The organism is Chryseobacterium sp. VAUSW3 (genome assembly GCF_002205795.1).
GTDB classification, from domain to species: domain Bacteria; phylum Bacteroidota; class Bacteroidia; order Flavobacteriales; family Weeksellaceae; genus Kaistella; species Kaistella yananensis.
In genome coordinates this window covers 272,350-285,948 of sequence record NZ_NIUY01000003.1, presented here as the reverse complement: position 1 = coordinate 285,948, position 13,599 = coordinate 272,350, and the positions used below count along the sequence as shown (strand labels likewise).

The following is a 13,599-nucleotide window of genomic DNA, read 5'->3' as shown; positions in this document are numbered from 1 at the left end:
TTAATGAAAAGACGGGAATTATTGAAAGGCGGCTCGCTTGCGTTAGGCGGACTGCTTTTGACACCTTTTTCAGCCAAAGCCAATATCTTCAAGGAAGAATTTGGGGGCAAAAAGGCAAAGAATATTATCTTTATGGTGAGCGACGGGATGAGCTCTGGCACGCTGCACATGGCCGATTTATACAGCCGACGTAAACTGGGAAGACCTTCGCACTGGATTTCTCTTTATGAAGAAAATCTTGTACAGAGAGGAGTGATGGATATGGCTTCTGCCAGCTCTATCGTTACCGATTCGGCTGCAGCCAGTTCCTCATGGGGAGGCGGCCACCGGGTAAACAACGGCAGCCTGAATATCGGTGCGAACGGGGAAGAACACCTGCCTATTCTGCAGAAATTTAAAAAAGCAGGAAAAAAAGTGGGGTTAGTGACCACTGTTCCCGTTACCCACGCGACACCGGCAGGGTTTTCGGTATATACCAAAAGCCGTAATTCCCAGGAAGAAATCGCCGCCATATATTCGGAACTGGGGTTTGATGTGATCATGGGCGGCGGACACAAATACTTTGATGCGGCACAGCGGAAAGACAAAAAGGACATGTACGCTGTTTTCAGGAACAAAGGGTATTCGGTAGCGCGGAATAAAACTGAAATGAATGCCGCACCGCAAAACAAACCGCTTATTGCAACCTTTGATGAAGACGGCCTACCCTATACTGCCGACCGGAACAGCAGCAGTTTTATGAAAAACAATATTCCGACTTTAGCGGAAATGACCTCCAGAGCGATCAGCCAGATGAAAGACCACAAAAACGGGTTCGTGATGCAGGTGGAAGCCGGAAAAGTGGACTGGGCTGCGCATGGAAACGATATTTCTGCACTTCTTTATGACCAGCTGGCTTTTGACGACGCCGTGAAAACAGCGATGGACTTTGCCAAGAAGGACGGCAACACCCTGGTGGTTCTCACTTCCGATCACGGAAACGCCAACCCGGGACTTATCTACGGCAAAAACGTGAACAGCAATTTCGACAGAATCCAGCAGTTTTCACAAACCAACGAATGGATTCTTCAGGGAATTAATGCCACCGACAGCATCAGCACCATTAAAAACAGAATTGCACAGGCGAATGCCGGAATTTCGATTACGGAAGACCAGGCAAAAGAAATCCAATCTTATTACGCCAAAGCAAAAATGGAAGACGGCGTGTACAACCCTCGACATCTGCCTTTCAAACTGCTGTCGCAAATCCAGCAGGAGCATACTTCCGTGGGCTGGATCAGCATGGACCATTCGGCCGACTATACCGAGCTTGCCATGTTTGGGCCGGGAAGCGAAAAGATGAAGTCTTTTATGAAAAACACCGATATGCACACCTTCCTTCTGAAAGCCGCAGAAGTTGAAAATAAATTTTAAGGGTTACATACATAGAAAAACAAAACGCTCCGGAATCCGGGGCGTTTTGTTTGTTTATGACTGTTAAAGTACGGTTGAGTTTTTTTAGTTCGATTTAATTTTTCCTGAATTAAAAAACACTCTACATATTTTCGTTCCGGTTTTTGGTAAAGATTACACATCACAGAAATCCTGAAAAACGAAAACCTTTTATAAAACCTTTGCTACATACATAAAAACGCTAACATTTTACATTTAGCGTTTTGCTTTATTTATCTGCTACGAAGTTACAACCTTTATAGAGCGGGGATCACTCTCTTGGCCACATACTTTCTTTTTCGTTGGCATTTAGAATGTATGGAACATCTTCTATTTTTTGCCACCCCTCCTCTGGTAATATTAATGAATCTGATAATCTATAATTTGTGAGTATCTTAGAATAATCAGGTTCTTTAGAATTTATCTTTACAACAAATTTTTTACCAATATCTGATTTTGTGGTATTATAAAGACCGTCTGTAGTATTACCTTTGTATATATTTCCTTTCCAAATAAATGTATAATTTATACTTCTTCCTCCCTTAAAATAACTAAAATCTTTTAAAATTGCCCCTGAATAGATTGTATTTTTATCTAGCTTTGGATGAATGAAATTTTTAATATAATAGCCTCTTATTATAACAATTAAGACAAACAATATTATTAAATACGTTGCAATTTTTTCCTTGTTTTCATTAAACAGTTCAATGATGGTTTTATTTTTTTGCGGCATCTTGTAATTGATTTGATACTGTTTGTGACATTATTTCAGACTGAGCCTCCTCGCTGCCGCACGAAATGAAATTCGACGAAGTCAATCCTTTCGTGTGGTCACATTAAAAATCAAACGTTCTAAATACTTCAATATCATCTAAAAGTCCTTTTTCATCAGCATAATCTCTTGCACTGCTGTAAATATATTCTTCTGCTTTATAAACCAAACCAGCTTCCACAGGGTTTTGGTGCACGTAATCTATTTTTTGTTTAATTACCTTGTTGCTCCACAGTTCGATCGGTTTATTATCATGTCACCAAAACTGATAATGGGTTACGTTTGAACTTTTTGCTGCTTCTTTTCGAAAGAAATCCAATAGAAACTCTTTCCTGCTTTCTCTCGGATTTTCTCCAATGGCTTTAACAATAGCTCTACTGGTAAACCTTTTCAAATCACCAATCAGCAATTCTGGCTTTTGTCCTTTTATACTCCTGAAAACCAAGTGAACATGGCTGGACATGATACACCAGGCATGGATTTCCAACCCTTTTTCTTTTTGACAAAATCTTAGACTATCCAAAAATAAATCTTTATACTCATTCCGTGTAAACACATCAAGCCATCCCACCGCAGCAAAACTGATAAAATATAAACCTTCAGGGTTTAGAAATTTGTAATTTCTGCTCATATTAAATCATTCTTTAATAAAGATAAAAATAATTTAATGAACTAAAAAAATGGCTTTATTGCAATGGCCACACGAAAGGATTGACTTCGTCGAATTTCATTTCGTGCGGACGCGGGGGATAAATTTTAAATCTTAAAAAAAGAAATATGCTTCAATAGTAGAGATTTACAAGGTTTTTACTTCATCAATTCATCAAATAGTCTTTTATAATTTTTAATTGCAATGAAAATTTTAATTAAAAAAAACGCTGAAAAATTTGCTGGTTTAAAAATTACGAGTTAGGTTTGCATCACAAAACAAAGAAAATGTACAATTCAATTATTATTTCTTCAAATATTATTTCGGGTGTGATTTCACATTCCGGGGAGGAATAATTTTGATGTAATCGAAAGATATATTTGAAAGCCTCCCGAGAAATCAGGAGGCTTTTTTTATGAAATTAAAACAAGAAAATGAATTTATATACCAACAATATTATTATCAGCATTATTATCAACTCGCCACCGTGAGAGATGCTGCTGTATGCCAAACTGTAAGCCTTTCTCATTTCGGGAAAGGCTTTTTTTTATTCCTAAAAATCAATTATCAACTCAATAAAAAAGTAAAAAACAATGTATTTCAACAACGAAACAGTCCTTTATCTGGACGGAAAATTTGTAAAAGCCACCGAATCTACAACCGATCTGTATGGTCAAACCCTTCATTATGGTTATGGTGCTTTTGAAGGCATCCGTTCTTACGAAACAGAACACGGAACCAAGGTTTTTAAAGCCGAAGAACATTACGAACGTTTAAAAAAATCCTGCGAACTGGTGAAAATTCCTTTGGATTATACAGTTCAAGAATTAGTTGAAGCCACCTACGAATTGCTGGAAAAAAACAATTTAAAGAATGCCTACATCCGACCGCTGGTATATTGCGCCCCAAATATGAGTTTGACAAAACCTACGAGCGTTTCGCTGATGATCGCTGTGTGGGATTGGGGAGCTTATTTAGGTGAAAAATTATTGCGCTTAACGGTTTCTTCCTATTGTCGTCCGCATCCAAAATCCATCCATATCGAAGCAAAAATCTGCGGTCATTATGTCAATTCTATCTTGGCAACTACCGAAGCAAAAGATAAAGGTTTTGATGAAGCCTTGCTGTTGGATAGCGATGGTTTTTTAGCTGAAGGTCCGGGAGCGAATTTATTTTTTGAAAAAGAGGGAAAATTATTCACGCCTCAATTGGGAAATATCCTTCCGGGAATCACCAGATCTACGGTTTTGGAATTAGCCGAACAATTAGGATTGGAGGTACAACAAGGAAATTTTACTAAAGAAGATTTATTACAAGCCGACAGCGCATTTTACTGCGGAACAGCTGCCGAAGTGGTGGGAATAGCATCAGTAGATGATTATCAATTTCCTCTGGAGTGGAAAAAATCCCTGGGCTACCAACTGCAGACCGCCTATGCTCAAAAAGTGAGAAACACCGTAAACACCTTAAATACAGAAACGGTATGAAAGCACTCAACACATATAGTAAAACCTTCACCCAAAATCCAGGACAGCCAGCTTCCAAGGCTATGCTCTACGGAATAGGGCTTACAGATGCCGATATGGAAAAAGCGCAGGTCGGAATTGTAAGCACGGGGTACGAAGGAAATACGTGCAATATGCACTTGAACGGTTTAGCCAAAACCGTAAAAAAAGGAGTTCAGGAAGCCGGTTTGGTTGGACTGATCTTTCATACCATCGGGGTGAGTGACGGAATGGCCAATGGAACCGACGGGATGCGCTATTCCCTTGTTTCCCGCGATGTAATTGCTGATTCCATCGAAACGGTGGTCAATGCACAGTATTATGATGCTGTTGCGGCAGTGGTGGGTTGTGACAAAAACATGCCGGGTTCTGTCATCGCTTTGGGCCGTTTGAACCGTCCGGGACTGATGGTGTATGGAGGCAGTATTCACTCAGGAAATTATAAAGATAAAAAACTGAATATTGTCTCGGCTTTTGAAGCTTTGGGAGCAAAAATAAACAACAGTATTTCGGAGGAAGACTATAACGGAACCATCCGCTGCGCATGTCCCGGGGCGGGTGCCTGTGGCGGAATGTATACGGCCAACACCCTTGCTTCCGCGATTGAAACTTTGGGGATGAGCCTGCCTTACAGTTCGTCTAATCCTGCGGTAGATGAGGTAAAACACAGGGAGTGTCTGGAGACAGGTGCAGCACTCCGTGTGTTGCTGGAAAAGGACATTAAGCCATCAGATATTATGACCCCAAAAGCATTTGAAAATGCCCTTACCATGGTAGTGGTTTTGGGCGGTTCTACCAATGCGGTACTGCATTTAATCGCAATGGCAGATTCGGTTGGGTTGGAATTAAGCATTGATGATTTTCAGAAAATGAGCGATAAACTGCCGGTTTTGGGCGACTTAAAACCCAGCGGAAAATACCTGATGGAAGATCTGCACCAGGTAGGCGGCACCCCTGCCGTGATGAAATACCTGTTGGAAAAAGGCCTGCTTCATGGTGACTGTTTAACCGTTACCGGAAAAACAATTGCTGAAAACTTAGAAAACATTCCGGGATTAAGTCCAGGGCAAGAGGTATTCAGAACACTGGATCAGCCTGTAAAATCAACCGGACATTTACAGATTCTTTACGGGAACCTTGCCACCGAAGGAAGTGTTGCGAAAATCAGCGGTAAAGAAGGTGATTTTTTTGAAGGCAAAGCCAAAGTTTTCGACGATGAACAAAGCACCAATACGGCCATCGAAAACGGTGAAATACAGAAAGGTGATGTGGTGGTTATCCGTTACTGTGGGCCAAAAGGCGGACCCGGAATGCCGGAAATGCTGAAACCAACTTCAGCTTTGATGGGCGCCGGTCTGGGAAATGATGTGGCCCTCATTACCGATGGGCGGTTTTCAGGAGGAACGCATGGATTTGTGGTCGGACACATTTGCCCGGAAGCTATTGAAGGAGGAAACATTGCTTTGGTTCAAAATGGTGATGTGATCACCATTGATGTGAAGAACAGGCTGGTTAATCTGAAGGTAAGTGAGGCGGAACTGCAACACCGAAAATCAGAATGGACAGCCCCACCGCTCAAAGTGAAACGGGGCGTGCTGTACAAATATGCAAAATCTGTGTCCAGTGCTTCTACTGGCTGTGTAACCGATAAATAAAAACAATGGAAACAACAATATTATCAAAAAAAGACCAGAATAAATCTGTGCAAAAACAAAAAATGAACGGTTCTGAAGCGGTGATACAAAGTTTGAAAGCAGAAGGGGTAAACACTGTTTTCGGGTACCCGGGCGGCGCTATTATGCCGGTTTACGACGCACTTTTTCACCATGCGCAGGAAGTGAAGCACATCCTTACCCGCCACGAACAGGGGGCGATTCACGCAGCACAGGGTTTTGCCAGAACTTCGGGAAAAACAGGAGTCGTATTCGCCACTTCCGGCCCGGGCGCCACTAATTTAATCACCGGATTGGCAGATGCTTTAATAGATTCCACTCCTTTGGTCTGTATTACGGGGCAGGTGGCCTCGCATCTTTTGGGGACCGACGCTTTTCAGGAAACAGATGTCATGGGAATTTCAATGCCCGTGACAAAATGGAATTGCCAGGTAACGAAAGCAGAAGATATTGCTCCGGTCCTAGCCAAAGCTTTTTACATCGCAGGTTCCGGGCGACCCGGTCCGGTACTGGTGGATATTACCAAAGATGCCCAGTTTGAGTCAGTGGATTTTCTGTACAGAAAGTGCTCCGCCGTCAGAAGTTACCAACCGGAAGTAAAACTAAATTTAGAACAGGTACAGACCGCGGCAGCGGTATTGAACAAAGCGAAAAAACCTCTGATGATTATCGGACAGGGAATTATGCTTGCCAATGCGGAAGAAGAACTGTTGACATTTGCTGAAAAAACGGGAATTCCGGTCGCCTCTACCCTACTGGGTTTAGGAGCGTTTCCAGGTCATCATCCTCTGTTTGTGGGAATGGTAGGAATGCACGGCAATTACGCACCGAACGTAAAAACCAATGAATGCGATGTCTTGCTGGCAGTCGGTATGCGTTTCGACGACCGGGTAACGGGTGATGTTTCGCGATATGCAAAACAGGCAAAAGTGATCCACATCGACATTGATGCTGCCGAAATCAATAAAATCATCAAAGCAGATATCGGGGTCTTAGCCGACGCTAAAGATGCCCTGACCATATTAACTGAGTTGGCCGAGCAACAAAGTCATCAGAATTGGCTGGATGAATTTCATCATGCAAAACAAAATGAACTGGATGTATTGTCTGAAAACAGAAAAAAAGAATTTTCAGATGAGCTTAGAATGGATTTGGTGATTGATTTACTTTCCGGGAAAACCAACGGCAATGCAGTGATCGTCACCGATGTAGGGCAACATCAAATGATGGCGGCGCAGTTCTATCAATACAATCAAACCAAAAGCAATGTTACCTCCGGCGGATTGGGTACGATGGGATTTGCGCTTCCTGCAGCGATCGGAGCAAAAATGGCAAATCCTGAAAAGCAGGTTGTTGCCATCATTGGCGATGGTGGTTTCCAAATGACTTTACAGGAACTGGGAACCATTATGCAGAACAGTACCGGCGTGAAAATCATCATCTTAAACAATGGTTATTTAGGAATGGTGAGGCAATGGCAGCAAATGTTCTTTGAAAAAAGATATTCATTTACCGACATTCAAAGTCCGGATTTTGTTGCACTCGCGGCTTCGTACAACATCAGAGGAGAAAAAGTAGAAAAACAGGAAGATTTGAACGACGCACTGGACCGACTTTTAAACACAGAAAACGCCTTTCTGCTGGAGGTGAAAGTAGCCAGAGAAGACAATGTGTTCCCGATGGTGCCCACCGGCGCCTCTGTATCTGAAATCCGATTACAATAATTTAAAAAAATGGACAAAATGGAAACCCCAGATCAAACTTTTACCGTATTCATATTTACGGAAAACACCATCGGCATGCTCAACCGTATTACCATCATCTTTACAAGACGCCATTTAAACATCGACAGCATCACGGCTTCGGAAACTGAAGTAAAAAACGTCCACCGCTACACTATCGTTCTGAGAACTACAAGAGAAAAAATTGATAAAGTGGTGGGTCAGACAGACAAATTAATCGATGTGTTGAAAGTCTTTGTGCACACGGATGAGCAAGTGGTACATCAGGAGATTGCGCTGTATAAAATAAAAACAACCGGATTTAAGTCAAACGATGTAGAGCAGGTAGTACGGCAAAACAGCGCGAAGATTCTTACGGTAGATCCCGATTTCATCATCATTGAAAAAACAGGACATAAAGCCGAAAACCAGGTATTATTTGAAAAACTGAAACCATTTGGTATTCTGGAATTTGCCTGCTCCGGCCGGGTGGCCGTAACCAAACCGATGAAAGACTTAAGCACTTATTTAAAAGAATTAGAACTGAATTAAAAAAATCAATAATTAATGGCACAATTAAATTTTGGCGGCGTGACGGAAAATGTCGTAACCCGGGAAGAGTTTTCCCCTGAAAAAGCGAGAGAAATATTAAAAAACGAAACGGTAGCGGTCATCGGTTACGGAGTGCAGGGTCCGGGACAGGCCCTGAATCTGAAAGACAATGGAGTAAAAGTAATTGTCGGGCAAAGAAAAGGAACCAGGAGTTGGGAGAAAGCGCTAGCAGACGGGTGGGTGGAAGATGAAACCCTTTTCGATGTGGAAACCGCATGCGAAAAAGGAACGCTCCTTATGAATTTACTGTCGGATGCCGGGCAGATCCAGGCATGGGAAACCATGAAAAAACATTTGACCCCAGGGAAAGCGCTGTATTTTTCGCACGGATTTGGTGTTACTTTTCACGAAAAAACAGGCATCGTGCCGCCTAAAGAGGTTGATGTTTTTCTAGTGGCACCGAAAGGTTCGGGAACATCGCTGAGAACCTTATTTTTAAAAGGGCAAGGGTTAAACTCCAGTTATGCCGTTTTTCAGGATGCAACCGGAAAAGCTGAAGAAAAAGCGCTGGCATTAGGCATTGCCATCGGTTCGGGTTATCTGTTTGAAACCACTTTTCAAAAAGAAGTATACAGCGATCTGACTGGCGAACGGGGCGTTCTGATGGGGGCGATCGCAGGTGTTTTTGAGGCCCAGTACCAAGTGCTCCGCGAACGCGGACATTCGCCAAGTGAAGCCTTCAATGAAACCGTGGAAGAGCTTACCCAAAGTCTGATGCCTTTGGTGGCGGAAAACGGAATGGACTGGATGTTTGCCAATTGCAGTACGACCGCACAACGCGGAGCACTGGACTGGAAAGGAAGATTCAGAGAAGCCACCACTCCTGTCTTTAATGAATTATATGACCATGTGCTGTCCGGAAAAGAAGCCGCAATTGTGATCGAAGCCAACAGCAAGCCGGATTACAGAGAAAAACTCAACGAAGAACTCCAAGAGATCCATCAAAGCGAACTTTGGCAAACCGGCATGCAAGTCCGAAAATTAAGACCTCAAACCACATGATCAGTTTAGAAAATATAAGAGCAGCGGCCGAAAACCTTAAAGGAGTGTCGGTTCATACGCCTCTTATGAAAAACGAAAACCTGAGCGAGCGGTTTGCCGCTCAGGTTTACTTAAAACGGGAAGATTTACAGCCGGTACGCTCCTATAAACTACGCGGTGCCTATCATAAAATAAGCAGCCTTAGTGAAAACGACGCAAAATCCGGGGTGGTATGTGCAAGTGCCGGAAATCACGCCCAGGGTGTTGCTTTCGCGTGTAGAAAACTGAATATAAACGCGGTTATCTATATGCCTGTTACCACGCCGGCACAAAAAATAAAACAGGTAAAGCTCTTCGGCAAAGAACATATCGAGGTGGTACTGAAAGGCGATACTTTTGATGATGCCTACAATGAAGCACTTCAATACAGTCAGACAAAAAATGCAGTTTTCGTTCATCCGTTTGACGATGAATCCGTCATTTCCGGACAGGGAACGGTAGGTTTGGAAATTCTGGAAGACACCAAAGAGCCTATTGATTTTCTATTTTTTCCGGTGGGTGGTGGTGGCCTGGCTGCGGGAGTGGCGACGGTCTTTAAACAGTTAAGTCCGGAAACCAAACTCATAGGGGTGGAACCGGAAGGTGCTGCATCAATGAAAACATCACTGGAAAATGGTAAAAACACGGCATTAACCGATATCGATAAATTTGTAGACGGAGCTGCCGTAAAAAGAGTCGGTGATAAAACATTTGAAATCTGTCAGAACCTTTTAGATGAAGTCATCGCGGTTCCGGAAGGGAAAGTCTGCTCTACGATTCTGCGTCTGTATAACGAAGAAGCCATTGTTGTAGAACCTGCGGGAGCGTTAAGCATTGCTGCGCTGGATCTGTACAGAACGCAGCTCGAAGGTAAAAATGTGGTGTGTATTGTGAGTGGCAGCAACAACGACATCACAAGAATGGAAGAAATAAAAGAGCGATCTCTGATGTTTGAAGGTTTAAAACATTACTTTATCATTAAATTTCCGCAACGGCCTGGTGCGTTAAGAGAATTTGTAAATGATATACTGGGAGCACATGATGATATTACTTATTTCCAGTTCACCAAAAAGAATAACCGGGAAGACGGGCCTGCAGTGGTGGGAATTGAACTGAAATCCCATTCAGATTTAGGTACCCTGGAGGAAAAAATGAAAAACAAAAAGATCAGCTATCAGCACCTGAATGAACAGAAGGAGCTGTTTACCCATTTAATTTTGTAGCGTTTGAAGTGAAGAGATCGTCCGGGCAGTTGGGCAAATCTTACCGGTCAAGTGCGGGTTGCTTTTCAAAGTCATTTTTCTTGGAAGTGCTCTCTGCATTGGGGGAATTTTTTATTAATTTTTTAAATCTTCGACTCATACTTCATTTGTGAAATATCCATGAAAAAGCTATCTATGAACTACTCATGAACTATCCATGAAGTATCCATGAAGCATCCATGAAGCATCTATAGAGATGACCAATTTGTGACCTGTCCTCAACTAACTACAAATATTATAGAACATCCTGAAAACGCTATATAACAGTACTTTTTACATCTGAAGGAGTGACTCTCTTGTATGTACCGGAAGTGCAAAATTTAAGTTAAGATATAGAAAATATTGGCTTTTTTGACGCCAAATCTGTCTGAAAACCAAAGAATTTCGGTTAAAAAAGACTCTTTTGGGAAGTTTTAGGGCGTGATTTTCCCAATTTTTATGCTGAAATTTTTGTGCTTGGGACATTTCGAGTCGGTTTTGGAGGATTTTTAATTCCCTTCGTACATTTTTTAATTTCATTACTACGGAATTTTTGTTTCATACTAATGAATTTTTTTTTCATACGTACGAAAATATTTTTTGTCCTTACGTTTTCAGGCTGTTTTCAGTATAAAAAAAGAAAAAACCTTCCCAAAAACGGAAGGTTTTAACTATATATGAAAAGTAGGATTAGAATTTCAGATCTCCGTTTACTTCTCTTACCGCCTTGGCAGCTGTTTCGAATTTTTCTTTTTCAGCGTCTGTAAGCGCGATTTCCACGATTTTTTCAACACCGTTAGCACCGATAATCGCCGGAACGCCTAAACAGATATCGCTTTGCCCGTACTCTCCGTCGAGCATCAGGGAACATGGAATCATTTTTTTGTGGTCGCAAAGGATCGACTGTACCATTACGGAAACCGCCGCTCCCGGTGCATACCATGCAGAGGTTCCTAACAGTTTGGTTAATGTCGCTCCTCCTACTTTGGTTTCCTCTTCCACATAAGCCTGTTTTTCAGCATCCAGGAATTCAGTTACAGGAACGCCGTTTCTTGTTGCTTTGCTCATCAGCGGTAGCATTCCAGTGTCGCTGTGCGCCGCGATCACCATCCCGTCAACATCTGAAATCGGGCATTCCAGAGCTTCTGCCAGTCTGTATTTGAAACGTGCTGAATCCAGGGCTCCACCCATTCCGATAATTTTGTTTTTCGGAAGTCCTGAAGTTTTGTGAACCAGATACGCCATGGTATCCATTGGGTTGGAAACGACGATAATGATAACATCCGGAGAATGTTTTACCAGATTGGCAGTCACTTCTTTTACGATTCCTGCGTTGATTCCGATGAGTTCTTCTCTGGTCATACCCGGTTTTCTTGGGATTCCGGAGGTGATTACGGCTACTTTCGAGCCTGCAGTTTTGCTGTAATCGCCGGTGGTACCGGTAATTTTGGTATCAAAACCATTCAGTGACGCGGTCTGCATCAGATCCATTGCCTTTCCTTCGGCAAAACCTTCTTTAATATCAACCAAAACTACTTCGGCTGCAAAATTTTTCATCGCAATGTATTCTGCGCAGCTTGCGCCCACTGCTCCTGCACCTACAACGGTAACTTTCATATCTACTTATTTATTTGTTTTTAATGGTGATATGGAACCTTGCGGTTTCCATATCTTTTTATTTATTGTTTTTTAATGGTGATATGGATCCTTACGGCTGCATATCATTTAATTTTTAAAAGTTTCTTTTCTGAAGTCAAATTTACAAAATATTGAAGTTGCAGACAAAAATGAGCGTGTAAAGTTTTGTCAAAAATCATCATCCCCCAATATTCTAATCACGATCTCTTACAGAACGTTTTCTGTTACGTGCCGGAGTAAGCGGAATCTGATGACTTCCGACAGAGCAGACTGTTGCCGGTCATCTTTTTTATGAATCGCTCTATTCAGTTTTTCTTACCATGAATCAATTATTTTTGGATAAATTCTTGCATACCTTTGTGTAAACTTTCCGAAAAATCATTATGAGTTTTACAGAACATCTTCACCAGGGATACCGCAACAGAAAATTTGATATCGACAAAAGGAAGACCGAAGATTTTATCGACCGGTTTTTCCGGTTTATCTTTTTCCTCGAATACCATCGCTGTTCGGAAATCCCACAGATTGAAGAGCGTCTTGAAGGTTTTAAGACTGAATTCAAAGAAATTCTTTCGAGTGTCATGAAAGGCCAGGAAGCCGTAGAAAGCGATGTTTTTTTCGCGAAATTTCCTAAAATCTACCGCACGCTCGAAGACGATGCACGGTATATCTGCGAAAACGATCCGGCCGCAAAGAATATGGAAGAGGTTATGTTCTCCTATCCCGGTTTTTTTGCCATTGCGGTGTACCGTTTTTCGCACGAACTTTTTAAAAATAATGTTCCGCTGATTCCCCGAATCTGGACCGAATTTGCGCACAGCAAAACCGGAATCGATATTCATCCCGGAGCAGAAATCGGCAAAAATTTCTTCATCGACCACGGAACCGGAATTGTGATCGGAGAAACAACGGTGATCGGAAAGAATGTGAAACTTTACCAGGGCGTCACGTTGGGCGCGCTATCGGTGACTAAAGACTTGGCCAATGAAAAACGGCACCCGACCATTGAAGATAACGTGGTAATATATGCCAACGCCACCATTTTGGGTGGTGAAACCGTAATCGGAGCACACGCACTCATCGGTGGTAACGTATGGATTACTGAAAGTGTCGCGCCGAACTCTGTCGTATTTCACAGGGGATTGGTGACGGTGAAAAATAAACTGCCGGTGAATGAACCGATAAATTTTGTTATTTAAATATAGGGTGATGGGTGATCGATGATGGGACGGTTTTTGAAGAACTAAGAGGAGATGCAAAGTTTACCACAGAGAACACAGCGTTCTATTTAGAGGACACAGAGATTAATCATAACCTTTTGGGGTCTTTTGAACAAA

The 13,599-nt window shown here is 42.2% G+C and carries 12 protein-coding genes; 8 read left to right on the top strand and 4 right to left on the bottom strand.

Features of this window, described 5'->3' with window-relative positions; all coding sequences use genetic code 11:
- The first annotated feature begins 3 nt into the window (after positions 1-3).
- The gene (locus tag CDW55_RS11145) at positions 4-1,413 is read left to right on the top strand and encodes an alkaline phosphatase (protein ID WP_088469841.1); all 1,410 of its coding nucleotides are present in this window, start codon (positions 4-6) and stop codon (positions 1,411-1,413) included.
- Between the two features lie 289 nt (positions 1,414-1,702).
- Here the strand turns inward: CDW55_RS11145 and CDW55_RS11140 are convergent, their stop codons facing one another.
- From CDW55_RS11140 to CDW55_RS11135, 3 genes are all read right to left on the bottom strand, one after another.
- Positions 1,703-2,164: a hypothetical protein gene (locus CDW55_RS11140; RefSeq protein ID WP_088469840.1), complete on the bottom strand. Its 462-nt coding sequence runs from the start codon at positions 2,162-2,164 to the stop codon at positions 1,703-1,705.
- A gap of 103 nt (positions 2,165-2,267) precedes the next feature.
- Complete coding sequence (locus CDW55_RS12640; RefSeq protein ID WP_317043777.1) at positions 2,268-2,399, bottom strand: hypothetical protein; 132 nt, start codon at positions 2,397-2,399, stop codon at positions 2,268-2,270.
- Between the two features lie 60 nt (positions 2,400-2,459).
- Positions 2,460-2,834 carry a transposase gene (locus CDW55_RS11135; RefSeq protein ID WP_317043776.1) on the bottom strand — a complete coding sequence of 125 codons (375 nt, stop codon included), beginning with the start codon at positions 2,832-2,834 and terminating at the stop codon, positions 2,460-2,462.
- 611 nt (positions 2,835-3,445) lie between these two features.
- Here CDW55_RS11135 and CDW55_RS11130 point away from each other — a divergent pair.
- The 6 genes from CDW55_RS11130 to ilvA are packed head-to-tail and all read left to right on the top strand — an operon-like array spanning position 3,446 to position 10,606.
- Positions 3,446-4,339, top strand: coding sequence for a branched-chain amino acid transaminase (locus CDW55_RS11130; RefSeq protein WP_088469839.1), 894 nt, complete (start codon positions 3,446-3,448; stop codon positions 4,337-4,339).
- A complete protein-coding gene (gene ilvD / locus CDW55_RS11125; RefSeq protein WP_088469838.1) occupies positions 4,336-6,012 on the top strand; it encodes a dihydroxy-acid dehydratase in 1,677 nt (558 codons plus the stop codon). Before CDW55_RS11130 ends, ilvD begins: the two co-directional genes overlap by 4 nt.
- Before the next feature lie 5 nt (positions 6,013-6,017).
- Complete coding sequence (ilvB, locus tag CDW55_RS11120) at positions 6,018-7,754, top strand: biosynthetic-type acetolactate synthase large subunit (RefSeq protein ID WP_088469837.1); 1,737 nt, start codon at positions 6,018-6,020, stop codon at positions 7,752-7,754.
- 18 nt (positions 7,755-7,772) lie between these two features.
- The gene (ilvN, locus tag CDW55_RS11115) at positions 7,773-8,303 is read left to right on the top strand and encodes an acetolactate synthase small subunit (protein ID WP_088469871.1); all 531 of its coding nucleotides are present in this window, start codon (positions 7,773-7,775) and stop codon (positions 8,301-8,303) included.
- A 15-nt stretch (positions 8,304-8,318) separates the two neighbouring features.
- Positions 8,319-9,365 (top strand): ketol-acid reductoisomerase, encoded by a 1,047-nt coding sequence (ilvC, locus tag CDW55_RS11110; RefSeq protein ID WP_088469836.1) that lies wholly within the window; start codon positions 8,319-8,321, stop codon positions 9,363-9,365.
- Entirely contained in the window at positions 9,362-10,606 is a 1,245-nt protein-coding gene (ilvA, locus tag CDW55_RS11105; RefSeq protein WP_088469835.1) for a threonine ammonia-lyase IlvA, read from the top strand. The genes ilvC and ilvA overlap by 4 nt, the downstream gene beginning before the upstream one ends.
- Positions 10,607-11,314: 708 nt before the next feature.
- Here the strand turns inward: ilvA and CDW55_RS11095 are convergent.
- Positions 11,315-12,241, bottom strand: a complete 927-nt coding sequence (locus CDW55_RS11095) for a malate dehydrogenase (protein ID WP_088469833.1) — start codon at positions 12,239-12,241, stop codon at positions 11,315-11,317.
- Positions 12,242-12,645: 404 nt separating this feature from the next.
- On the opposite strand from CDW55_RS11095, the gene epsC reads away from it, so the two are divergent.
- Complete coding sequence (epsC, locus tag CDW55_RS11090; RefSeq protein WP_088469832.1) at positions 12,646-13,461, top strand: serine O-acetyltransferase EpsC; 816 nt, start codon at positions 12,646-12,648, stop codon at positions 13,459-13,461.
- Positions 13,462-13,599: the final 138 nt, after the last annotated feature.